This is a genomic window from Sulfitobacter sp. W002 (assembly GCF_025142135.1).
In the GTDB taxonomy this organism is placed as follows: domain Bacteria; phylum Pseudomonadota; class Alphaproteobacteria; order Rhodobacterales; family Rhodobacteraceae; genus Sulfitobacter; species Sulfitobacter profundi.
In genome coordinates this window covers 1047803-1071611 of sequence record NZ_CP081126.1, presented here as the reverse complement: position 1 = coordinate 1071611, position 23809 = coordinate 1047803, and the positions used below count along the sequence as shown (strand labels likewise).

23 protein-coding genes and 1 pseudogene are annotated in these 23809 nt (G+C 57.4%); 5 read left to right on the top strand and 19 right to left on the bottom strand.

Annotated elements, in window-relative coordinates:
• Positions 1–4: 4 nt before the first annotated feature.
• The 4 genes from K3758_RS05305 to K3758_RS05290 all read right to left on the bottom strand — a co-directional run bounded on the left by K3758_RS05305 (position 5) and on the right by K3758_RS05290 (position 3909).
• Positions 5–1312, bottom strand: coding sequence for a TRAP transporter large permease (locus K3758_RS05305; protein WP_259948304.1), 1308 nt, complete (start codon positions 1310–1312; stop codon positions 5–7).
• Positions 1312–1791 (bottom strand): TRAP transporter small permease, encoded by a 480-nt coding sequence (locus K3758_RS05300; RefSeq protein ID WP_259948302.1) that lies wholly within the window; start codon positions 1789–1791, stop codon positions 1312–1314. Before K3758_RS05300 ends, K3758_RS05305 begins: the two co-directional genes overlap by 1 nt.
• A 67-nt stretch (positions 1792–1858) precedes the next feature.
• Positions 1859–2896 (bottom strand): TRAP transporter substrate-binding protein DctP, encoded by a 1038-nt coding sequence (gene dctP, locus K3758_RS05295; protein WP_259948299.1) that lies wholly within the window; start codon positions 2894–2896, stop codon positions 1859–1861.
• A 110-nt stretch (positions 2897–3006) separates the two neighbouring features.
• A complete protein-coding gene (locus K3758_RS05290) occupies positions 3007–3909 on the bottom strand; it encodes an NAD(P)-dependent oxidoreductase (RefSeq protein WP_259948297.1) in 903 nt (300 codons plus the stop codon).
• A gap of 81 nt (positions 3910–3990) precedes the next feature.
• On the opposite strand from K3758_RS05290, the gene K3758_RS05285 reads away from it, so the two are divergent.
• A complete protein-coding gene (locus tag K3758_RS05285; protein WP_259948285.1) occupies positions 3991–4776 on the top strand; it encodes an N-acyl homoserine lactonase family protein in 786 nt (261 codons plus the stop codon).
• Between the two features lie 108 nt (positions 4777–4884).
• On the opposite strand, the gene K3758_RS05280 is transcribed toward K3758_RS05285, so the two are convergent.
• The 6 genes from K3758_RS05280 to K3758_RS05255 all read right to left on the bottom strand — a co-directional run bounded on the left by K3758_RS05280 (position 4885) and on the right by K3758_RS05255 (position 11177).
• Entirely contained in the window at positions 4885–6234 is a 1350-nt protein-coding gene (locus tag K3758_RS05280) for a glycerate kinase (protein ID WP_259948283.1), read from the bottom strand.
• 1 nt (position 6235) lies between these two features.
• On the bottom strand, positions 6236–7204 hold the full coding sequence (locus K3758_RS05275; RefSeq protein ID WP_259948281.1) for a D-2-hydroxyacid dehydrogenase: 969 nt from the start codon (positions 7202–7204) through the stop codon (positions 6236–6238).
• Between the two features lie 67 nt (positions 7205–7271).
• Positions 7272–8555, bottom strand: a complete 1284-nt coding sequence (locus K3758_RS05270) for a TRAP transporter large permease (RefSeq protein ID WP_259948280.1) — start codon at positions 8553–8555, stop codon at positions 7272–7274.
• Complete coding sequence (locus tag K3758_RS05265) at positions 8552–9085, bottom strand: TRAP transporter small permease (protein ID WP_259948279.1); 534 nt, start codon at positions 9083–9085, stop codon at positions 8552–8554. The genes K3758_RS05270 and K3758_RS05265 overlap by 4 nt, the downstream gene beginning before the upstream one ends.
• 68 nt (positions 9086–9153) lie before the next feature.
• Positions 9154–10131, bottom strand: a complete 978-nt coding sequence (locus K3758_RS05260; RefSeq protein ID WP_259948278.1) for a TRAP transporter substrate-binding protein — start codon at positions 10129–10131, stop codon at positions 9154–9156.
• A gap of 98 nt (positions 10132–10229) precedes the next feature.
• The gene (locus K3758_RS05255) at positions 10230–11177 is read right to left on the bottom strand and encodes a LysR substrate-binding domain-containing protein (protein ID WP_259948277.1); all 948 of its coding nucleotides are present in this window, start codon (positions 11175–11177) and stop codon (positions 10230–10232) included.
• A gap of 43 nt (positions 11178–11220) precedes the next feature.
• On the opposite strand from K3758_RS05255, the gene K3758_RS05250 reads away from it, so the two are divergent.
• From K3758_RS05250 to K3758_RS05240, 3 genes and pseudogenes are all read left to right on the top strand, one after another.
• Positions 11221–12480 (top strand): CaiB/BaiF CoA-transferase family protein, encoded by a 1260-nt coding sequence (locus tag K3758_RS05250; protein WP_259948274.1) that lies wholly within the window; start codon positions 11221–11223, stop codon positions 12478–12480.
• Position 12481: 1 nt separating this feature from the next.
• Positions 12482–13351, top strand: a complete 870-nt coding sequence (locus K3758_RS05245; protein ID WP_259948272.1) for a CoA ester lyase — start codon at positions 12482–12484, stop codon at positions 13349–13351.
• A 428-nt stretch (positions 13352–13779) separates the two neighbouring features.
• Positions 13780–13897 (top strand): annotated as a pseudogene (locus K3758_RS05240) (ATP-binding protein); the annotation flags it as partial.
• A gap of 175 nt (positions 13898–14072) precedes the next feature.
• Here the strand turns inward: K3758_RS05240 and K3758_RS05235 are convergent.
• From K3758_RS05235 to K3758_RS05200, 8 genes are all read right to left on the bottom strand, one after another.
• Complete coding sequence (locus tag K3758_RS05235; RefSeq protein ID WP_259948269.1) at positions 14073–15368, bottom strand: TrkH family potassium uptake protein; 1296 nt, start codon at positions 15366–15368, stop codon at positions 14073–14075.
• A 50-nt stretch (positions 15369–15418) separates the two neighbouring features.
• Positions 15419–16096: a TrkA family potassium uptake protein gene (locus K3758_RS05230; RefSeq protein WP_259948267.1), complete on the bottom strand. Its 678-nt coding sequence runs from the start codon at positions 16094–16096 to the stop codon at positions 15419–15421.
• Positions 16097–16209: 113 nt separating this feature from the next.
• Entirely contained in the window at positions 16210–17148 is a 939-nt protein-coding gene (locus tag K3758_RS05225; RefSeq protein ID WP_259948265.1) for an aldo/keto reductase, read from the bottom strand.
• A 38-nt stretch (positions 17149–17186) separates the two neighbouring features.
• Positions 17187–17981, bottom strand: a complete 795-nt coding sequence (locus K3758_RS05220; RefSeq protein WP_259948262.1) for an N-acyl homoserine lactonase family protein — start codon at positions 17979–17981, stop codon at positions 17187–17189.
• Positions 17978–18268, bottom strand: coding sequence for a putative quinol monooxygenase (locus K3758_RS05215; protein ID WP_259948259.1), 291 nt, complete (start codon positions 18266–18268; stop codon positions 17978–17980). Before K3758_RS05215 ends, K3758_RS05220 begins: the two co-directional genes overlap by 4 nt.
• Positions 18268–19773: a tripartite tricarboxylate transporter permease gene (locus tag K3758_RS05210; RefSeq protein ID WP_259948258.1), complete on the bottom strand. Its 1506-nt coding sequence runs from the start codon at positions 19771–19773 to the stop codon at positions 18268–18270. Before K3758_RS05210 ends, K3758_RS05215 begins: the two co-directional genes overlap by 1 nt.
• The gene (locus K3758_RS05205) at positions 19773–20543 is read right to left on the bottom strand and encodes a hypothetical protein (protein ID WP_259948257.1); all 771 of its coding nucleotides are present in this window, start codon (positions 20541–20543) and stop codon (positions 19773–19775) included. Before K3758_RS05205 ends, K3758_RS05210 begins: the two co-directional genes overlap by 1 nt.
• Positions 20544–20612: 69 nt before the next feature.
• Complete coding sequence (locus K3758_RS05200) at positions 20613–21620, bottom strand: tripartite tricarboxylate transporter substrate binding protein (RefSeq protein WP_093926270.1); 1008 nt, start codon at positions 21618–21620, stop codon at positions 20613–20615.
• Positions 21621–21850: 230 nt separating this feature from the next.
• On the opposite strand from K3758_RS05200, the gene K3758_RS05195 reads away from it, so the two are divergent.
• On the top strand, positions 21851–22858 hold the full coding sequence (locus K3758_RS05195; protein WP_259948250.1) for a Gfo/Idh/MocA family protein: 1008 nt from the start codon (positions 21851–21853) through the stop codon (positions 22856–22858).
• Positions 22859–22904: 46 nt separating this feature from the next.
• Here the strand turns inward: K3758_RS05195 and K3758_RS05190 are convergent, their stop codons facing one another.
• Complete coding sequence (locus K3758_RS05190; protein ID WP_259948249.1) at positions 22905–23600, bottom strand: GntR family transcriptional regulator; 696 nt, start codon at positions 23598–23600, stop codon at positions 22905–22907.
• Positions 23601–23809 lie beyond the last annotated feature (209 nt).

Genomic DNA, 23809 nt, shown 5'->3' with positions numbered 1-23809 from the left:
GCGCTCATCCCATGCTGTCCGACAAAAACGTCGCGATGGCCGGGAAGGCGAAGATGAGAACCAAGCATATCACTTCAGCAACGATGAAGGGTAGGATGCCAGCAAACACATCCTTGGTTTCGACCTGACCTTCCGATGCGCTCACCACAGCAAAAAGATTCATGCCGACAGGGGGCGATATCACCGCAATCTCGACGAGCTTGACCACGACAACGCCGAACCAGATCGGGTCGATCCCCATTGCTTGGGATACCGGAAATAAGAACGGCAATGTCATCACCATGATCGAGATCGGATCTACGAACATGCCAAGCACAAGGTAGAGCACGATGATCATGCCGAGGAATGCCATGGGCGTGACAGCATTCGCTGCCATAAAATCGTTAACGTCGCCGATGAACCCGGAGGTTAGTAGAAAGCGGGAGAATAGTGCGCCGCCGATAATGATGAAGAATAGCGCCGCTGTCAGTCCAAGTGTCGACTCCACGCTTTCTCCGAAATCCCGGGCTGAAAGCTTGCGCCGAGCGAGCGCGATCACGATGGCGCCCACGACGCCGACGGCGCCTGCCCCAGAGGGTGGCATAATACCAGAGTAGATCCCGCCAAGCACAATTACAATCAGCAGCATAACCGGCCAAATTGCCCTAAGCGCGCGAAGTTTTTCGCGCAACGGCGGGATTTCTTCAATATGCGGAGCCCAATGCGGCTTCCAGCGCAGCATGACTGCGATGGCCGTCATAAAGAGCGCCGCTGTCAGTATGCCTGGCAAAATACCAGCCACGAGTAGCCGGCCGATGCTTTCTCCTGTCAGGATACCGAAAATGATGAAAGACAGTGATGGCGGGATCAGTGCGGCGAGGGTCCCAACGCCTGCGATGCAGCCGGCGGCAAACGCCTTGTTATAGTCGCGGTCCATCATCTCGGGCATAGCGATCTTGGTGAACATGGCGGAGTTGACGATTGTCGAGCCGGAAATGGCGGCAAACAGCGTCGAACCGACGACTGTGGCGTGATATAGGCTGCCTCGAAATCTAGCGAGGGATAGCTGCGCGAAGTGATAAAGTTCTTTAACCACGCCCGAGGACGACATGATCGCGCCCATCAGGATGAACATTGGTACCACCACAAAAGTATAGGTAGAAACGGTTGCGAAGGGCACCAATTGGGCTTGGATAAGTGCAAAGGGAAGGCCGCGAGACATCCACATACCGCCAAACGCCACTAGGAAAAGTGCAATTGCGACGGGCACCCGTACAGTAACGAGGAACATTACGACGAGAATTGCCATAGCACCGAGGGAAAGCGGCTCCATCAGATTTCGCTCCAATTAAAAATCTGTGCCAGCGCAATTACTGCCGACCCTACGGTGCCGACCAGAACGCTGACTTTGAAGGGCCAGACAGCGAACGGCAGAATTCCTTGCGCGCTTTCTTGCATGAGATAGCTTTTTTCGACTAAGTCGATCGCCTGCCAGCCGATGATGGCGAAAACGCCAAGCGAGGCGAGGAGGCCAAAAATGCCAAACGCTCGCTGTATGATGCGCGGCATCAGATTAGACACAATATCGACCGCAACATGGCTTCGGCGGTATTGCGCCAGTGGCAATGCTAGAAAAAATGCCGCTCCAAGCGATTTTGACGCAAGCTCGAGCGCGCCTGGCACCCCGCTTTGAAAAAGTTGGTAGCCCACGACATCGGCAAACCCCAACGCGGCTATCCCTACGAGCAGGGCCGCCGCCACCAAGGTGCAGCCGGTTACGAAGGCACTTAGAATGGTATTTATGAGTGACAAAGGTTTCTCCGAAGTTTTGACGGGGGGCGGTACGGCCCCTTGTGCCGTGGGGCCGTACTGCGTGTCTTTAAGAGTCGTTCGCGCCACTCATTAGTTCACGTACTTGATCGGCGGTCTCCTGAGCAGATGCAGCCAGATTGGGCGAGCGCTCGGAAACTTGCTGCACCCAAAGGTTAAGCATGTCGGGAATGGCTGCCATCGCAGCTTCCTTCTCCTCGAACTCGACAATCTCGACACCGTTTTCACGCATGACTTCGAGGGCTGCATCCTCTACTTTCTGTGTCATCGGTACCGACATTGCCTTGGCCTCTTGTGCGATTTCGTCGAACAAGGCCTGAGTTTCAGGCGACCAGGAGTTCCAGTTGTCGACACTGGTAAAAAGCGTCACAGCATTGATCGCCCCCAATTCGAGATCGGACATGTATTTTGCCACTTCGTGCAGTTTGAACGGCACGGTGAGTGAGCGGGTCCAATAGACGCAGTCTACAACGCCGCGCTGGAGTGATTCATACATCTCGGGCATTGAGAGGTTGACCGGCGTTGCGCCGAGCGCTTCGAGCATTTGCGGAATATAGGCGCCGTAGCTGCGAACCTTTTTACCCTTCAGATCCGCCATTGTGCGCACAGGTTCGGTGCAAAGCAGTGTGTATTGCGGCAGGTGGCGTAGAACTAGCGGCTTGAGGTTTAGTCGCTCGAATTCTGCAAGAACTGTTTCGTTCTCAGTGTAAAGAGTTTCAGTGATATCCAAAACGGTGTCGGATTCAAAAGTGGCAGGCACAGCGTTGGTTAGGCCCGCGAAGGGCATCTCGCCAACATGATAGCCCGTGACGACACCGCCAAGGCCTACGGCACTAGCGCCGATTAGCGGAATGATCTCTGAGGGGCTGCCAAGCGCATTGGAGAAGTTCAGATCGACTTCGATCTTTCCGTCAGACCGTTTGGCAAGTTCATCGGCAACGAAGCGGTCGATGTCCGACAGATAGACATTTTCAGGAAAGGGCGACCCGAGTTGAAGCGATAGATTGTCGATTTCAGCCACGGCAGGTCCTGTAACGGCCGCTAAGCCAAGCGAGGCTCCGATAAGTAACGATGCGAGTTTGGTCATGATGCTCCTCCCAAAAAACTTGATAACCAACTGTCAGTTTTGTCTCTCGCGAGAAAAACCTAAATCCCTCTAGAAATCAACAGATGATCAGACAATCTGTCAAAATATCTCTAACCTCGATCCTGAGCGAGGGTGAGATAACGAAATATTTCGGTATGATCAGATCCGTCCTGGAGGGTGTCGGCTGCGTTCCGCCAAAGTGCAGCCATCGCTCGAAGCGTTGGAAGTTTGACCCCTTGCGCCTCGGCCAATTCCGCAGCGATGCCGATATCCTTGGCCATCAGCCCTAAGCCGAACCCTGATGCGTAGCTTTCCGACAAGACAAACTGGCGAAGCTTCGCTTCAGTGGTGTTGTTACGTCCCGTCGAAACATTAAGAATGTCGACCATCTTTTCCGGGTCGAGCCCGAAGCTTTGCCCCAGAACCAACGCTTCCATTGCCGCTACGGCACCTGCGCCGGAAACGTAGTTGTTGATCGCCTTCATGGCATGCCCGGCACCCAAACCGCCGCATCGGAACACGCGTTCGCCCATTGCCAAAAGGGCGGGTTCGGCTTGTGTGATGACTGCATCCGCGCCACCAGCCATGATCGTCAAACTACCATCTATCGCCCGTTTGCGCCCTCCCGATACAGGAGCGTCCATCAGAACGATGCCGCGCGCTTCTAGGTAGTAGCCGAGGGCAATGGTATCTGTTGGGGCGGAAGAGCTCATGTCTATCACAAGCCTAGGCGGTGCTTTTGCAGCCAGCGCGCCATCTACGCCGAGCAAGGCGTCGCGTACGATCCCTCCATTCGGCAAAATCGTGATGATAATATCAGTGTGGCTTGCTGCTTCTACGGGCGTTGCACTTGTAAATATTCCAGCTTTCGATGCTTGGAGGCGTGCCTCTTCTGATAGGTCGCAACCTTGTACGCGATAGCCAGCCGAGACCAAATTCGCGGCCATAGGGAGGCCCATTTGTCCGAGTCCAAGAAAGGTGATCTTCGGTAGGTCTGTTTTTTCTGCAGTCATGTCGTCCTCTTGCACTTCGCCTTTGAAACCGACACTCATACAATCAGACAATCATACGTTTAACAATAATAGGATGTCCGAATGACATGGGAAGTTCTCGCCCTGCGATACGGTACTGCCAATCTGTGTGCCCATGAGCTGGCACTAGATGCGGATCCACATGACCAGATCGGTCAATTGGATTACTTTGTTTGGCTCCTGCGTAACGGCAAGCGGACCGTGCTTGTTGATACGGGATTTGAACCTGTCGAAGGACAGGCGCGCGGGCGTAAAATGTTGCGGCACCCTGTTGATGCGCTGGCCGAGATCGGCGTGGCGCCCGAAGATATTGATGATGTCGTCATCACTCATTTGCACTATGATCACGCAGGTAATCTGGATCGCTTTGCAAATGCGCGTTTTCACCTTCAGGATCGTGAAATGGCCTTCGCGACAGGGCGCTGCATGTGCGATGTGGGGATGAGGCGCCCTTTTTCGGTTGAAAGCACGGTGGATGCTGTACGCTTAGTCTACGCAGATCGTATCGTTTTTCACGAGGGGGATTATACGATCTACCCCGGTCTCGACGTTCATCTGATTGGCGGTCATTCACTCGGCTTACAGGTCGTTGTAGCGGATGCGGCTGTGCGGGTTGTGCTAGCATCGGATGCCGCACACCTGGCGCGCTTTATCGAAACCTCAGAGGTTTTCCCCGCTTTCGCCGACAAGGAGCAAGTGTTGGACGGCTACCGCCGCCTGCGAGAGCTTGCTGGGGATCAAGGTGTGATTGTTCCTGGTCATGATCCTGCGGTTCTGCACGACTGGCCAAGACTGGAGGGGACGCAGGAGACGGTACGAATTGGACCGGCGAGGACTATGGGGCGCTGAGTCTCGTTCTGCCCATTAATTTAAGCAGGGAATTGAGGGGATAGGCCGACATACCCGCCTCGCGTTCCGCCAAACCGAAGGTCTGGCGGAACGCGTCAGAGACCGCTCTCAGATGCTGCAGAGCGAGTGTTGCGGGAAGTTGCAGTACCCGTCGGTAGGGCGAATAAGAATGGCGCGGAAGTCGTTCACGTTGGTAAGCGTCGGGCCTGTAATGACCTGATCGCCGAGCGCAGCGAAGAAACTATGGCTATCATGATTCCAAAGCGCCCTTTCCGGATCAACAGACAGTGCGACCGCCCGGGGCAGGGTCAGCGCGTCTACCACCGCTCCCGCGGCATCCGCCGCTCCATCGACGCCGTCCGTATCGCAGGCAAGCGCCGCGACACCCGTACGTCCCTGCAAGGCGACCGCAAGAGCCAGCGCGTATTCTGCGTTCGGCCCCCCAATCCCCTTGCCCCGATGCGTAACTGTGCATTCTCCGCCCGAGAGCAGAAGCAGCGGCGCATCGCCCAGCCTCATCCCCGCCTGCAAGTCCAGCGCCATCCGCGCGTGGTGGCGAGCCAGATCACAGGCTTCGCCTTCCAGCGCGTCTCCAAGGATGCGAACCGACATTCCCTCAGCCTGCGCCAATTCCGCGGCAGCCAGAAGCGATTGTGAAGGCGCCGCGACAATTCTGTTCTCGACCCGCGACAGCGCATCGGCGCCAGGCCGGCAGGTCAGCGGCGGACCATCCAGCACCGCAGCCATCTCGGGCGTGACGGGGATAGACCAGAGCTCTAAAAGGGCGCGGGCCTCCTGAGCGGTCGAGCAGTCACCGACAGTCGGACCACAAGCCACGGCCGCCATGTCATCACCCGGAACGTCCGAGATGATCAGGCTCAGCATGGGCGCGGAACAGGCTGCTGCCAGTGCCCCGCCCTTGGCAAGTGAAAGGTGCTTGCGAATGATGTTCATGTCATTGATCGGCGCTCCAGATGCCAGCATGGCGCGTGTCATCTGCTGTTCCTGCGACAGCGAGATCCGCCCAGCAGGCTTTGTCAACAAGGCCGATCCGCCGCCCGATATCAAGGCCAGCACAAAATCACCGGGCTCGCAGGTTTTCAAAAGGTCGAACAACGCCTCGGTCCCCGCCTGCCCCCGCAAGTCCGGCACAGGATGTGCGGCTTCGATCACACGGATACCCGGCGCAGGTCTCGCATAGCCATCACGCGTCAGGATCAGGCCCTCGCAGCCCCCCCAAACAGAGGTGACCGCTTCTGCCATGCGGGCCGAAGCTTTGCCGGCCCCGATTACTACGACCCGACCCAGCGGGCGCGGCGGCAGGGTACGGGGAATGACAAGCATCGGATCGGCGGCTTCGACAGCCTTGTCGAAAATTGCCCGCAACAAGGCGCGATCCAAGGCAAGGCTGGGCACAAGTTCTGGCTCAAGCGCGATATTGGTTTGGAAATCCGTCATATCAGGGAGCTACCAAGTTGAAGGGTTTACCCGCGATCCCAGCAAGCACCATGGCCTGCAACTGTTCGGCAAGCGTGTGTATCGCCTGCCGTCCGGCCCAGGCAACATGGGGAGTCACGATCGCGCGGGAATGCCGGGCGATTTGCATCAACGCCCCCCCTTCAGGCGGTGGCTCAGGCATGGCGACGTCGATACCAGCACCGGAGACTTGACCGGTGTTCAATGCCTCAAGCAGCGCGATCTCGTCGATCAACGGGCCCCGAGCAGTATTGATTACGATCGGCCTGCGCGCCATCTGGTTGAATTCCCCAGCGCTCAGCAATCCGCGGCTATCCGAAGTCAGTGGAAGATGCAGCGAGATCACGTCCGCCCTCTGCAACACCTCGGGGAAAGGTGTCCTCGGGTGTTGCGGTGCCAAATCGCCTCGGCGCCCAGCAAACAGAACCTCCATCCCGAAGGCCCGGCCCAATTCGGCCACACGAGAGCCAAGCGCGCCCGAACCCATAACCCCCAGAACCTGCCCTGAGAGGTTATCGACAGGATAGTCGAAATAGCAGAATTGGCCTGCTTCCTGCCACCGCCCCCGCTGAACCGAACCGTGGTAGGCTCCGATCGACCGACGCAGCCCAAGGATAAGCGCAAAGACATGTTCGGGCACCGTGGCCTGCGCGTAATCGCGCACGTTGCAAACCGAGATCCCCCGCAGGCTGCATGCAGGCACATCGACACAATCGGTGCCCGTAGCAGCTACCACGATCAGCCGCAGTTCGGGCGCGGCCTCCAGTTCGGCCGAGCCGATCCGCACCTTGTTGGTGATCGCAATGGTCGCAGTTTTTAACCTATCGGCGGTCTGTTGGGGCTCGGTCCGGTCGTGCGCGACATAGGTGCCGGCGACCGCCGAGAAGTCCGGTTCTATATCCTCGGGCAGGGTCGCCCGGTCGAGGAACACTATATGATTTTCGTTCGACATACTGATCCTTTCTTTGGGGCATTGATCCGATCCGGGTCGGTATTTCGGCTTGGACCGGGATGCACCGTCAGCGGTAGAAGTATTCTACGAGGCCGAGGCTGACGAAGGGCACGTAGGTTACGAGCAGTAACAGTCCCAGCAGCAAGATCACAAAGGGCACGTTCGCCCGCGCCACGTTCCAAACATTCTCGCGCGCGACAGAACATGCCGTGATGAGGACGCTGGCAACGGGCGGCGTCTGCTGGCTGATTGCCATGTTCAGCGTCACGACGATACCGAAGTGTACCGGATCAATTCCCACGGCCGTCACAATCGGCATCACGATCGGCACTACGAGCACAATGGCCGCAGAGGAATGCAGGAACAGACCCAGGATCAGCAGCAGAACATTCAGCATCGCCAGTACCAGGATCGGATTTTGCGTAATCTCGAGAATGGCTGAGGCCAATTGTTGCGGATAGCGCAATTCGGTTAATACCGTACCAACCAGAGCCGAGGCCGCAACAAGCAGCATGACGATCGCTGTGTGCTGGGCCGCCTCGATAAACGCGGCGGCCAGACCTCTAAGTGTCAACTCGCGGTACAGAATTCCTGCGACTAGCAGCGCCGTCAGCACCGCGATAGCCGCCCCTTCGGTCGCCGTTACGATGCCGCCGAAGATGCCACCCAAAACGATGACCGGCAACAGAAGGGACCAGCTGGCCTCGCGGAAGGCCCTACCCAGTTCGCCCCAGGCAAAGATGCCGTCCGTTCCCATCTTGTTGCGTCGCGCATGCAGGTAGCAGACCAACATCATAAGTCCCCCGCCCAGCAGTCCCGGAACGACTCCCGCTACGAACATCTGCACGACCGAGGTATTGGCCATGACCGCGTAAAGGATCATCGGGATCGATGGGGGGATGATGATCGCCAGCGACGCCGATGAAGATGTGACGGCGGCGGCAAATGCTGCCGAATAACCCTTGCGCTTCATTGCGGGCACAAGGATAGACCCTGTCGCTGCCACGTCTGCCACCGCCGAACCGCTGATCTCGGCAAAGAACAATGAGGTCGTGACATTCACCATACCCAGCCCACCGCGGACAAAACCGACTAGCGAGGAGGCAAAATCGATCAGACGGCGCGAGATGCTCGTCTGGTTCATGATCCCGCCAGCTAGGATGAAGATCGGGATCGCCAGCAGCGGAAACGAGGTGGTACCGCTATACATGGTCATTGCGGTACTGCTCAAGTCGGACCAGCCGCCCATGACATACAGTGTCCCCATGGCCGACAGGGCCAGAGCAATCGCAATCGGCAGCCCGATGAGCGTTAGCCCAATCATGACCGCAAGCATCAGAAAACCGGTCATTCGATTGTTCCTTCGTTCGGTTCGTAGCGGCCCATCCCCAGTAACTGCCGGCGGGTAGCAAGGGTCTCGGACAGGATGAACAGCACCGATCCAAGCGGAATGATCCCCTGCACCACGGCCACGGGCATCCAGGGAACCGTGATCAAATTGAACCCGGACATCACCTGCATCACCCTGATGCCATGCCAGGCCAGGACGATGAAAAACAGGCAGATCAGGGCCGCCCGCAAGACGATCAGCCCGGTGCGTAGTGCCCCGCGAGCGCGGACCACCAAGTTGTCCATCCCGATATGGCTGCCGTGCAGGGCGACAAGAGCAGCCCCGACGTAGGTCAGCCAAGCAAGCAGGATCGTGGCAACCTCGTCATACCACTGAAGACCAATACCCAGCTTTCGGCTGCTGACCCCGAGTAGAAGGACCACTAGCATGGCGCAGGTGAACAAACCCGACACGGATTTCAGTACAAGATCGTAACGGCGTTCAAAGGCCGATATGGCCCGTGCGCCGCCGGTAACGGCGTGATATGTCATGGGACCCCCAAATCTTGAAATACGACCAGCGCGACCGTATCGCCGCGCTGGCATGTTCCGGAACTGCTTCAGGGGGCAGCAGCGCGTACCGCGTCGATCAGCACCCGGCCTCCCTCGACATTCTCGGCGAATGCGTTCTGAACTGCGCGTGTCGCCTCGACGAATCCAGTGGTATCAACCTCGTTGACCTCCATCCCCGCGTCCTGCAACAGCTTCAGCTGCTCGGCTTCCAGCTCTTGGGACTTGGCAAGATTCCAGGCCAACGTTTCCTCTGCGCCCTCGCGCAGGATCGTCTGCACCTCTTCCGGGAACTTCCCCAAGCTACTGCCCGCGACCAAATAAACCGGCGCATAAATGTGGCCGCTAAGCGACAGATATTTCTGCACCTCGTTGAAGCGGGTCGCGTAAATGATGGAGATCGGGTTTTCTTGACCGTCCACCACGCCTGTCTGCAAGGCAACGAAAACCTCGGAAAACGCCATCGGTGTCGGGTTGGCCCCGTAGGATTCGAAAGCCGCGACACGCCAGGGGCTTTTCGACATGCGAATTTTTATCCCTACCAGGTCTTCTGGCGACGCAATCGGGCGCTTGGAGTTAGTCATATGGCGATATCCGCTCTCCCACATGGACAGCACTTCGTAACCTTTGTCGCTCGCAGCTGGCACGAGGATTTCAGGCAGAACCGTTTCGCGGAGTGCGTCGACATGCGCCCGACTCTTGGTGATATAAGGCAGTTCGAAGACACCAAAGCGTTCGTCCACCGAGGACATCACCGAACTAGGCAAGGCCAAGTCTACGGTACCAAGGCGCAGCTTTTGCAGAAGCTCCTGATCATCGCCCAACTGGCTTGCGCCGTAAGTCTCAACGCTCCAGCCCTCGGGCAGTCGAGCGTTCACGACTTCAGCAAAATGGTTCGCCGATACATCGTAAAGCGATCCTGGATTGCCAACGTGTGCCAGCTTTATTTCATCGGCCACTGCATTGTGTGCCAGCAGCGCCAGACCACTGGCAAGAATTCCAGTCTTGATCCTTTTAAACGTGTTCATGGTGTCCTCCCTCTTGAACATTAAGCGGTACTGGAACACGGAACGAATACCTTGCAAACAGGACAAATAAGACTACCTGGCATAAGGATTTCTTATGCCTAGATGGATTTGATCACCCAAGACTCCCAGCCATGGGTTTCACGCAGGGCTTGGATCGCCTGCCCTAGCTCGCGCCGTACAGCCTGAAACGCTTCTGAAAAGGGATGTACTGGAGACCGGCAGAATACCAGTCTTCGCTCAAGCCGTGGCGAGACGATCGGGGTAGAGCGCAGCGCTCCCATGACGACGTCGGCATGAACCGGAGGATGCGACAGTATGGTATAGGCGTGGTCCTCAGCCACCATCTGCCGCATTGCGATCGTGGCATCCAGTTCGAATCTAATATCGAGACTGATATCGTTTTGCGCGGCAAAGCGTTCAATCAGCACCCTCAGTGAATGCGGCCGCCCGGGTAGAACCAGAGGCAAACCCGACAGCGCCGACGCAGGCAGGCTAGCTACGTCCGCAAAGCGCGGATCACAAGCCGAACTGATCAGCGAAAGCCCCTCGTGCAGGAGGATTTCACCATCACTGCGTTGGGCGTCTAGGGCCTCGAACAACACCGCGAGGTCAACCCGACCATTGTCCACCCATTCGCGTAAATGCCCCGACATTGATTCCACGATCCGCAAGCGTACTTCGGGATGTTTGACAGCCATTCGTCGCAATAACGGAGCCGAGACTGTCGCCGCAACCGTGGTGGGCAAGCCGAGCGTCACTGGACCGACCGCCCTGCCTTGCAGCTCCTGAACTTCACTGCGAGCGCGATCGTAATGCGACAGGATCTGTGTCGCATGCCCCCACAGCCGCTGACCTGCTTCGGTCGGAACGACACCCTGTCGCCGCCGATCAAAGAGGCGCATGCCGAATTCGGCCTCAAGTGCCTTCAGATGTTGGCTAACCGCAGGTTGGGCCAGTTTGGCCGCACGGGCTGCAGCTGAGATCGATCCAAGCTCGGCAACAAGGACGTAAGTTCTGAGTTTCTTGATATCCACAACGTTAGTCATAAGAAATCTTTATGCTAAGCATCAAGCCTTTATTGAACGTTTCGTGACATCAAGGCGAAAACGACAGGAGATCAACTTGACTCAAACAAACGCGCAGCCGCCGCTGGCCGGCATCACAGTGATCGACCTATCCAGACTTGTGTCCGGCAATATCGTCACCCATATCTTGGCCGATTTTGGCGCCGAGGTGATCAAAGTCGAGAAACCCGGTCGCGGGGATGATTTGAGAAACTGGAAAGTTGAAGGCGTCTCGACCTTCTGGAAGACCTATTGCCGCAACAAGAAATCCATTGCATTGGACTTCCGGCACCCCGATGGCATGGTTGTGCTAAAACGTCTGATCAACGGGGCTGACGTGCTGGTCGAAAACTTCCGGCCCGGTACGCTTGAGAAGATGGGCCTTGCACCGGACAGGCTTCTGGAAAACAATCCCGGCCTAGTCGTGGTGCGGATTTCGGGCTGGGGCCAGACCGGCATTTGGCGGGACCGCCCTGGGTTCGGCAGCCTGATCGAGGCCATGTCGGGTTTTGCGGCGATGAACGGATTTGAAGACCGACCGCCGGTCCTGCCTCCGCTTGCGCTCGCTGATATGATTGCGGGCCAGTCTGGGGCGACGGCGGTGCTGATGGCCCTGCGCGCGCGAGATCGTGACGGTACCGGTCAAGTGGTCGACCTTTCCCTGTTCGAACCGATGTTTGCGGCGCTCGGGCCGCAGATCGCAAACTTGCGGCTTAGCGGGCGAGAACCCGGCCGGATGGGATCGCTGTCCGAACTTTCGGCACCCCGCAACATCTATGAGACGTCGGACGGGGGGTTCGTCGCTCTCTCTGCCTCCACTCAAGCCATGGCTGAACGTGTATTCCGGGCGATTGGGCGGCCCGAGCTGGTCGACGACCCACGCTTCCGTACCAATTCGGATCGGGTCCGCAATCTGAATGATTGCGACCAGATCGTCGCCGACTTTATCCGGACCCGAACCCGGAGCGACATCATGGACCTGTTTTCGACCGCTGAAGTCACGATCGGAATTGTGGCTACCTATAAAGACCTTGACGGACATTCCTATATCACCAGCCGTGGAGTGATCGAGGAGGTCCCGGATCCCGGATCAACAGACTTCCCGATGCATGCCGTATCGCCGCGCATGTCCCGTACCCCCGGCGCGATCACCCATATCGGGCCCAGTCTCGGGGCAGACGGCCCTGATCTTCTGAAAGACTTCGGGTGTAGCGCCGACGAAATCGCGGGGCTGGTGCAAGATGGTATCCTCGCCCTTCCGACAGACCTTGAGGAGGAGGTGTGACATGCGTGCAGCCCTGCGGCTAAGCCCTATGACGTCGGCTTTATTCGTCCCGGCGGGCAACACCAAACTGCTAGACAGCGCCTCTGCCAAGAGGGTTCCAGCCGTGATTGTTGATCTGGAAGATGCGATCCCGCCGCAGGAAAAGGAGCGCGCCCGGTTAGGGTTAGCTGCTGACATCGCCCGGCTGCGAGCTGGCATCGGGCATATCTGGGTGCGGATCAACAAACCTTGGATGCTTCTCTTCCCGGATCTCGAGGCCGCTGTCGCAGCCGGGGCTGACGCCATTATGGTCCCCAAGGTCGAACGCGAATCCGACGTGCGCATCGTGGCTGAAATCCTGGACGCGCTTTCACCAAGCGGGCCGCAGGTAATCGTATCGCAGATCGAGTCTAGCCTGGGACTGCTCAGTATGCCGCGCATTGCTCAGACCCGCCCGGACCGCCACGCTGCCCTGATGCTGGGCCCAGAGGACCTGGCGTTGGAATTGGGCGCTGTGTCGACCCCTGAAGTCATGACCGCCCATGCCCAATCCCTGATCACGGCCGCTCGCAGCGGCGGGTTGATGGCCATCGGTTCGCCCGGCTCAATCGCCGAGATTACCGACATGGAAAGCTATAAGCGCCAGCTTGAGGCCGGAAAGCGTATGGGTTTTGACGCTGTCGTGGCCATTCACCCGAAGCAACTTGGGGCGATCGACGCGATCTTCAGGCCTTCCGATGCCCAGATCGCTGAGGCTCGCGCCGTCGTGCAAGGAGATCGCGACAATAAGGGGCGCCCATTCACGCTGGCGGGCAGAATGGTCGACGCACCGATCGTCGCGCGGGCGCGCAAACTTCTAGTCCGATGTGGCCAGCTTGCGCCAGAGATCTAGCCTGACGCACTTCGCTCGGTTATCAGACGTTTACTCGCAAACATCGGCTTCGATCAGATTGCCGTCGAGCTCACGCAGATAGGCAGATTGCCCTAGTGTGAGCGATACTTGAACTGCGGCTCCTGTTGGGATCAAGGTAGGAGTGTCATCGCATTCCTAGAAAATCTTTTCGCGGAAGACCTTGGCCGGTGTCTTCCATCCAAAGCACTTGCGCGGCATGTTATTGAGGTGATCCAAATCACCTCAATATCGTGGTCTGTGCATTGTTGGAGGTCTCGCCTGCAGGGCAATCACCTTCGAAGGCGGCGGTTTGTGTTCTCGACTGCGCCTTTCTGCCAAGGCCTGGAGAGGTCGCAAAACCACGTCCAAGTTCCGATCTCGGCTTGGAAATACGGCCAACTGAAAAACTCGGTTCCGAGGTCGAAAATGTCAAACTACTGGTCATCGACGAACTGAGTTTTGTGCCACTGGGTAGAACCAGTCCGGAGCTGTTGTTCGAACTGATCTCACAACGCTACGAACGCAGATCAGCTCTGACCACCAGCAGGGGTTGGACTAAGGCATGGATACCAAACGACCTATGTTCGGCAGAGCCGACACGTAAGAACTACAGTCACGCTAGCACATTGGAGCATCGATCGAGACCGGGTCAGAACCGAACGTCGGCATCGTCCCGCAAGGTCCAAGCGTCGCCTGGGGCGGGCCGACAAATTTCCTTCCCTCACCCCAAATAAATCTGCCCTGAGGGATATTTCACCTTAGGAACGCTGCGTGTGGCGAGGAAAAAACCGATTGCCAAGGGCCCGACCCGCCCGACGAACATGATCAACATGAGGATAAAGCGCCCGATGCCATCTAACTCCGCCGTAATACCGCGCGACAGGCCGACCGTTCCGAAAGCGGATGTAACCTCAAAGGCAATATCGGTGAACTGGCCGTCGTGGTTGATTGTCATGATGAAAACCCCCGTCAGGACCAGCAGCATGGAGATCGTGGTGAGAGCCAAGACTTTCATCACCTCATCCAGCCCCAAGGACCGACCAAAGGCGTGCAATGTCGTCTGACGCCGAAAGAATGCGATCGTGGCAAGCAGCAGGACAAAGAGCGTGGTCACCTTGATCCCGCCCGCCGTCGAAGTGCTGCCGCCCCCCACCAGCATCAGCGTCATTGTCAGCAAAGAGGTGCTGTCATGCATCTCGCCGGTGTTGATAGTGTTGAAACCGGCGGTCCGCGGCGTGGTGCCTTGAAACCAACTTGCCCATAGTTTCTCAATGACACTCAAGGGGCCGAGCGTTTCAGGGTTGCCCCATTCCAGCAGCCCAAACATGACACTGCCCCAAGTGATCAGCAGCGCCGTGCCAACCAGCATCAGCTTGGAATGTAGGGTCAGTTTGCGCCAATCCCGCGTGCGGTACACATCGCCCACAACGATAAACCCGAGCCCGCCAAGGATGAAAAGCGCAGGGATCACCAGATTGATGATCGGGTTCCCCACCCATTTCGACAGGCTGTCGGGATGCAGGGCAAACCCGGCATTGTTAAAGGCTGAAATCGAGTGAAAGATCGCCTCCCACAGCCCGGCCCAGCCGAATTCAGGCACAAAGACCAGGGCCAAGAGCGCGGCCCCCACCGCCTCGCAAGCAACCGCGATAATTAGGATCATACGGGCAATATAAGACAGGTTCGACAGTGATGTTTGGTTCAGATCCTCGCGCAGGATCAACCGCTGCGGCATGCCAATAGGGATACCAAGCGCGCCCAGTAACAGCACCGCAAACGTCATCAGGCCAAGGCCACCAAGCTGAATCAGACCCGCGATGACCGCTTGACCAAATCCCGTAAAGGCCGCCCCGGTATCGGCAAGCACCAGCCCGGTGACCGTCACCGCAGAGGTCGAGGTGAAAAGCGCCTCGCCCAGGCCGATGTCACCGTGATGCGAAATCGGCAGCCACAGCAGGATGGCCCCCAGAACGATAAAGGCCAAATAGTAGAACGACAAAAGCGCGGGCGGCGGCATTCGCAGGGTCTTTTTCCGCCGTAGAAGGGACCGAAACGACAGGTGCATTATCAGAGGCTGGCCGCAAAGCTGTGCAGGTCTTTGCGCTGGCCCAACAACAAGAGCAGATCATCGCGCTGCAACTGGCATTCGTCCCCATCCTGCCCGATGAACTCGCTCCCCCGCATGACACCGATACAGCGCAGATTATAGGTTTTCCCATGTGGCAACTCGGTTAGCCGCCTGCCCTCTAAGCTCTCGGGGATGCGAAAGTTAACCACGTGGTAACCGTTGCCGAGGCTGACATAGTCCCGCAAAAGCGGATTGTGCAGGATCTGCGCGATATGCTGGCCGATTTCGACCTCGGGGTGCACGATTCTGTCCACGCCCAGCTTCTTCAGGATCCTGTGGTGGGTTCTGGTGGTTGCCTTGGCCCAAACGACCTGAACGCCCACAAGTTTGAGATTCATCGCCGATAGGATGCTGGCCTCTAAGTCCGACCCCATGGCCACCACGGCTGTATCACAGTCAGCAAACCCGGCATCACGCAATGCTGCATCGTCACGGGCGTCCACAATCATGGCTTGAGACAGCGTATCTGCGAGGTTAGCGACACGCGCTTCAGATATATCGATGCCAATGACGTGGTTGCCGAAACGTTGCAATTCCTTCGCAACAGAGCTTCCGAAATTGCCTAAACCAACGACACCGAAGGTGCGCTTCTTGATTTTTGTCACGTTGCTGTCCATCCGAACTGACCGTCCCGGACCATTGCCGCAACGCAGAATGATGTCAATCAAAGGGTCGTTTCGAGATTTCACATTTACGCGCGCGGTGAAGGCGCTTCAGCTTTACCGTCTGATCACGGTAAGGTTTCCTCAGACCGGTCTGTCGCGGGCGTTGGTTTGGGGCTAAGCTGCGCAATCTCCTCGTAAATGCCCTCTGACAGGTCAAGAGTCATCGCATTGAGCGACGGTTGCAGCTGTTCCACATTCCGGCCCGAAATGAGTGTTGAGGTTACCGCCGAATTCCGAGCCACCCAAGCCACGGCGAGCGTTGTTGGCGCAATCCCCATACACTGCGAAAGCGCTGCCAGATCACGGGCGGTCTCATGCATCCATGGCTGCCCATAGCGGGTGGCATAGACCTTGTCCTCCTGCAAACGACCCTCGGCGCCGCTGGTGTATTTCCCAGTAAGCAAGCCGCCCCCCAAGGGCGAGAAAGGACAGACAGAAATATTTTGGTCCGCACAGGCCGGGAGAATCTCTACCTCTACCTGCCGCTTCACAAGGTTATACATCGGCTGGCAGGCATCAATCTGGGTGTCGATAACCGTACACACCGCTTGCGCCTTCATGATCTGCCAAGCCGCAAAATTTGACACGCCGATGTAGCGGATCGCGCCTTGCGACTGCATCTCGGCCAGGGTGCCAAATGTCTCTTCAAAAGGCGTCTCTGCGTCGAAGCGGTGCAAGTAGTAGATGTCTACCGCGTCAATCCCCAACCGTTTGCGGCTTTCGTCTAAGGCGGCGCGCAGGTTGTCCGCAGTGGCGGGCCGGTCATTCGGTGCTTTGGTCCCGATGATCAGATTATCCCCCCTCGCCCCTAAGATCTGCCCCAACATATGCTCAGACGCGCCACCGTTGTAGCTATAAGCCGTATCAAAGTGATTGATCCCCGCCGCGACGCAGGCCTCGAACATCTCTTGCGCGCTGCGGGCATCCGCCGTGCGACCAAATTGCATGGCGCCAAATCCCAAGCGTGAGATAGGGGTTCCATTCTTGGTTTGAATGCGGCTCATTAGCATACTTTCGTTGGCAGGAGGCTAGGCTTCCTTAGTCAAACCGTCGGCAGGTTCGGCCCGCGATCCAGCCGCACAATGTGATCAGCCTTGTCACGCGGGAAGGACGACATAACCAATGGGTCATGTCCCGGAACGATCAGCTCGGGCTGACTGGCGAGCCGCTCAATCGTTGTGAACCCTTCCAGCATGTCCTGCATATCGACCACGATGGGAAAGGGCTTGCGGCTTTGGAAGTTCTCATAAAAATGTGCTGCATCAGAGGCGAGTACGAGCCAGCCCGCCGATGTGAGCACCCGTACCGCTTGCAGCCCTCGGCTATGCCCGCCGATGCGGTGGACCGTTACTCCCTCCGCGACCTCGGCATCACCGTCATGGAAAATCACCTTGCCGGAATAGAGCCGCTTCACCGTCTCGCAAATATGACCTGCCGAAAAGGGCATCCGTAGCGTGTCATGACACATACACGGCCCCGTCGCGTAGGCCATCTCAGCCGCTTGAATATGCAATTTCGCGTTGGGGAAAAGATGCAGCCCGCCAGCGTGGTCATAATGAAGATGGGTGACGATAACGGTCTCGACCGCTTCAGGAGCGATGCCCAAGGGGGCCAAGGCGCTGCGCGGATCAAGCCGGATCGGCCGGCCACGCGCGTCAGCCTCAGCCGCGTCATAGCCCGTATCTACAAGGATCACCCGCGCTCCTTGGCGCAAGACCCAGATGAAATAGTCCATCGGGTGAGCCACATCGTGGCGGTCATCAAAAACGAAACTATCGCCTCTTACACGCGCGTTGCGATCTGCGTATTTGACCGCGTGGACCTCCCATTCGCTCATGATGCTACAGTGCTCCAGCTTGTGATATCTTTACCTGCCACCATATCAGCCGTGGCTGCACTAAACGCTTTGAAATGGGCACTGTCGCAATGGGCATCAAAAGCTGCGCTGTCTGTATAGAGTTCATAGAGAAACACCTGCCCAGGCTTATCGGCATCTGTAAGCACATCAAAACGATGGCAACCTGCTTCAAGGTTTTTGGATTCCGCAGCATTTTCGAGCATCAGGGGCATGAATGCCTCCATCTGATCGGTTTTGATGCGAAAGGTGACGCAGATAGCAAACATTATCTTTTCCTCAGTTTTGCGAATGCCCGGCGGACCACGGGCATCTGCCCGGCAATCAGCGCCACGTTCAGCGCCAGCAGAACCGCCGCGGTTGGGCGCGTGAAAAAGCCAGACAGGTCGCCATCGCTCAAGAGCAAAGAGCGGCGGAAGGTTTCATCAAATAGCCCGCCCAGGATGACGCCGATGACCAGCGGCGCAATCGGATATCGCATCAGGTTCATAAAGTAGGCCAGCGCGCCTACCCCGAGCATGAGATAGAGATCATTGATCCCGCCTCCCACGCTGAAACTACCAATGGTGGTCAAGATAAGTACGACAGGCAGGAAGACGGTCTGCGGCAGGCGCAGGATTTGGATGAATACGCGCGCTGTGAACAAGCCCATGATGAACATGGTAAGCGACGCCAGCACCATGATCGCGCAGACCCGGAGGATGATCGAAGGGTCAATCGTCGGACCAGGAATGATATTGTTGAGCTTGAACGCACCCATCAGCGCCGCTGCAGGAGGCGAACCTGGAATACCCAAGACCAGCAAGGGGATCAGCGCCCCCCCGATGCAGGCGTTGTTCGCCGTCTCAGACGACAGCAGCCCTTCGATTGATCCTTTACCAAAGTTCTTGCCATCATGACTGGCCGACTTGCCAACGCCGTAGCTGACCCAACCGGCCACATCCTCGCCCACGCCAGGCAAAGCGCCCACCCCGGTGCCAATTACGCCGGAACGTGCAATCGTGGGCATATGCCGCCGCACGGCTGCAAGGTTGGGCAAGATACGCCCCTTAAGCGCGATGACTTTGCCCGGATCAACTTGGCGGAGGCCCTCGATGATTTGAGGGATTGCGAAGGCCCCCATAAGCACCGGTACGACCTGAAAGCCAGACATCAGATACGACCAGCCAAAGGTGTAGCGCGGCTCGCTCAACAGCGGGTCAAGCCCAACCATCGCCATCGCCAAACCCGCAAGCCCCGCGATCCAGCCCTTAACGACAAGGTCTTCGGACATGAGCGTCCCGGACAGCAAGATCCCGAAGAGCGCAAGCAAGGCCTTTTCAGGACTGGCGATGGATTGAGAGATCAGCAAAAGCGCCCAAACAAAGACCAATAGAGCAGCCGTCCCGATGAGCGTGCCGACGAAGCTTCCCGTGGTGGTCAGGCCCAGGGCCTCGGCCCCGCGCCCCTGTTTAGCAAGTGGATGGCCATCCATCGCCGTGGCCGCGCTGGCTGCCGTGCCAGGAATATTAAGCAGGATCGAAGGGTAAGACCCGCCGTAGATTGCGCCGACATAGGCGCCCAACAGGGCAATCAGCGCATAATCGAGCGGAATCTTATTCCCGAAAAAGCCTGTGAGGATCGTAACTGCCAAGGTCGCCGTCAGTCCCGGCAATGCGCCAAAGACAATGCCCAAGAAAACCGAGATGATAATATAGGGATAGGTAATTGGATCCGTGACGAGGGCAGAAAAAGCCCCTCCGAACCCTTGCAGTTGCGACAGGAAAAATTCCATCAGTCTCTCCAAAGCGGCCGAAGGGTGACGTAGTAGTGATACTCAATCTGTGAAAACAGCAGCCCGCCCCGGTTTGGCACGTTTTGCCGAAATCCAAAGGCCATGGCGGTCACAAGTATCAGCGGGGTCAGCACCGCAACCCAAGGTGTCGCCCGCGCGATACGGCTGCGATCATGTGCAAACATCCAGAGGGTCAGCAGCACCCATGCGGCCATCACCAGCCAATCGTCATCATGAGGTTTGTTCCACTCTGCCTGCGGAAAGTGCATGAAGAGTGCGTAAATCCCGGGCAAAATCACGGAAACTGCCGACTGCAGCATCCGCTCGACCCGACCCGCGTGAAATCCGTAAATCAGCGCAGTAATCACAAGACCACTGGCAAGGATGAAATCCACACGCGGAACGAGAGCAAAAATGAACATGCCCATGATCACCGCGATTGAACCGATGCGGATGGCCTCTTGGCGGTCCCAGCCAAGGCCCACGGCGGAAAATGCCCGTTTTGCACCCCCCGCCTTGATCGCGATGCGTAGCAACACCAATCCCAGTAGGAGCATTGCAAACCAGATGCCAAAAGGAACGATGGCAGCGGAGTTATACCACTCTGCCCCGCTCACCCCGGCGCGGTTCTCTCCCAGAAAGGGAATGAAACTTGTGCGCCAGAGAAAGAAAACCGCACAGCAGATCAGCGCAAGAGCGCCCCAGAAATCGCGTGCACGCAGCATCTCTAGATCTTTGTCCAGTTCTGCCTGCAGCTTTTCGATACCCATCTTGCTCCCCCTCAATCGGCGAAACGGGGCGCAGATGCGCGCCCCGATCCATCTTGTTTTCAGTGATTGTTAAGGCTTTTCAATGCCAAGGCTTTCCGGGTCGACAGTGGTCGAACCGAGTTCTTTCAGCGTATAGGCAAAGGTACTTTCCAGCTTAGAGAAAATTGCCTGCGCTTCATCGCCGGACTGGCCACCGATATCGTAGTAGTTCGCCGCTGCCCACTCAGCCACTGTATCTGACGCCATCGCCTTATCGAATGCGTCGGTCAGCGTGGTCTTCACGTCGTCGGATGCAGAGTTCGCAACGCCAAACCCGATAGATTGCTTGAGCGGAAGATAGGCTTCTAGCCCGTCATACATGTCAAATGCGGATGGGATTGTGGTCTCGCCCAGCTTGCCTTCTTCGGGTGTCAGCATTGCCAGCGGACGCAGCTTGCCACCTTCAATCAAGGGCGCCTGCTCGGCCAAGGAAGTCACGACCAGTTCCACTTCACCCGCCATCGCGGCTTCTTGGCCCGCAGCGGAGCCTTCATAGGGGATGAACTTGAACGATACTTCCGCGCCTTTTTCGATGGCCAGCAGGTTCAAGTGGTGGATCGACCCTGCGCCCGAAGCGGCGGCGGGAATAGAACCCGGCTCTGCCATCGCGGCATCCATAAGCTCTTGTAGCGTGCTATAAGGGCTGTCTGCGGGGACCGAGATCAGATCGGGCGAGCCACCGATGATGAAGGGATACCAAAAATCAAACTTCTGATCCCAGCCGCCCTGAACGGCAGCTGTCACATTGGATTCAGAGATGCCCGCAAGTGTATAGCCGTCGTCGGGTTGGTTCTGGACAAAGACCATACCGTTGGATCCAGCCACGCCACCTGTCTGGTTGGTCACGTTGATCGAAACCGGCAGATGTTTCTCCATCTCGGCCATGATCATCCGGTTGATGCTGTCGGTGCCGCCACCCGCGCCCCAAACGACAACGTCGGTAATATCGCGGAATGGGTATTCTTGCGCCTGCGCCGAAGCGGTCAGCCCGGTGCTTAGCGTCGCGGCAAGCGCGACCAGTGCAAATTTGGTTTTCATCTCATCCTCCCAATGGATACGGTGCCTATTGCATTTATCTGCGTATGCATTAACAAATGTGTTGTCAACTCACACGTCAGACTAAAGGGGCGTTTTTACACTTTTGCCCAGCCCGGACTTGGTCGCGAGACGCACCTGAAATCTGCGGTGCTAACAAGATTGGGCGTAACCGACGCAATGGGTTAAGCAACACCCAAAGGCCGCGCTGAGAAAAAAAAGGGAAGAATGACATGACTTTACGGATCGCTTGTCTGGGGGCTGGCTATTTCAGCCAGTTCCACATCAGCGGATGGCAACGCATGGAGGGCGTGACCCTTGTTGGGGTCGCAGATCGTTCGCCCGAAAAAGCAAAAGCCTTTGGCGTCCCAGCCTTTAACAATATCGACGCCCTTTTGGCAACAAACCCCGATATCGTCGACATCATCCTCCCCCCCGTGGGGCACGCAGAAGCCATTCGCAAGGCGCTCGCCCGAAGCCCGCAAGCGATCATTTGCCAAAAGCCCTTCTGCACATCATTGCAAGAAGCCCGCGAAATCACCCAACTGGCGGAAGATGCAGGCGTGCCACTTGTCGTGCATGAGAACTTCCGCTTCCAGCCGTGGTACCGCAAGATCAAGACTGCTCTTCAGGCAGGCCGGATCGGCACCACGCTACAGGCCAGCTTTCGGTTACGCCCGGGTGATGGCCAGGGCGCAGACGCCTATCTTGCCCGCCAGCCGTATTTCCAAAAGATGGAGTGCTTTTTGATCCATGAGACAGGCGTTCATTGGGTCGATACTTTCCGGTATCTCTTTGGTGAACCAAGCCATGTCTACGCTGATCTGCGCCGTGTGAACCCGGTAATTGCGGGCGAGGATGCGGGTTACGTTACTTTTGACCATCCCGGTGGGGTAAGAGCCCTCTTTGACGCCAACCGCAGTCTGGATCACGCTGCCGATAACACCCGCCGCACCATGGGCGAGGCGTTGATTGAAGGAACCGAAGGGGCGCTTACGCTCTATGGTGACGGATCAATCTGGGTCCGCCCTTTCGGCGCGCTAGAGGCTGAAGAAATTTCGCCCCCCGACCAGCATGAGGGATTCGGCGGGGATTGCACAAAAGCCCTGCAAGAACATGTTGTATCGGCGCTGCTGAACGGCACCGCACTAGAAAATGAGGCCCGCGATTATCTGCGTGTGATCGAGATTGAGCATGCAATCTATCGCTCTGCCGACGAAGGCCGCAAATTGGAGGTCTAGGCTTGCCGCATCTCAGGCGATACGCCTGCCCAGCGTATCGCTTTGCTCAAAACCGCGACAGGTTGTTCTGTTCTAGCAATGAGATCAACAATGCTTTCGCCTTCACCCGATGCTCATGGTGCAGGTCGCGGGCACGCTCAGGCTCCGCGTTGCGGATCGCATCATAAAGCGCGCGGTGGTTTTCGTTCGAGGCGTGGGGCAGCGGGCGCATATAGAGGGTCAGCAACCGCACGCGATGCACCTGCGTGCTGTACATCGCAATCACCTCCTCCAGACGTCGACTCCCCGACAGGGACACCAACCCCTGATGGAAACGATCATCCGCCGCCGCCCATTCTTTGCGGTCTTCTTGCAGCAGAGCGCTTTCCATTTGCGTTAGGCTCTCATCCAACCCACGCAGGTCCTTTTCTGGATAAGCCATCTCAGCGGCCTTAAAGGCGGCCAACGGCTCAAGCTCAATCAAGATGTCATAGATTTCTACCATGTCAGCGATGGTCAGAGGCAGAACGCGGATACCATGCCGAGGCCGGATTTCGACCAAACCACGGGAGGCCAAAATTACCGCAGCTTCGCGGATCGGGGTGCGCGAAACGCTCAACATCTCCCCAAGTTCGGCTTCTAGGTAATTGGAGCCGGGCGGCAGCTCGTTTTTCGTGATCATCCCCTGAAGAATGGCCGCAACACGAGCAGCCTGCGAGACCGGTTTCTCGGCCTCTGCCGACTTGACCTTGCTCGAATTCATTCCAACCGCTCCCTCTCGTTCAGCGCCACGAGAAGATAACCCGAAACCCATTGACTATCAATGCATCAACGCATACGCAGATAAATACGTGGCGAAGTGATGCCGTGCGAATTGCAGACTGAGTGGGAGCATTACAGCGTGTTTTGTCGAACCAGAGCGGCACAACGAAAGTGCATGGTTTGTCCCTCAGCTGTGGCGTTCGTCAGAGG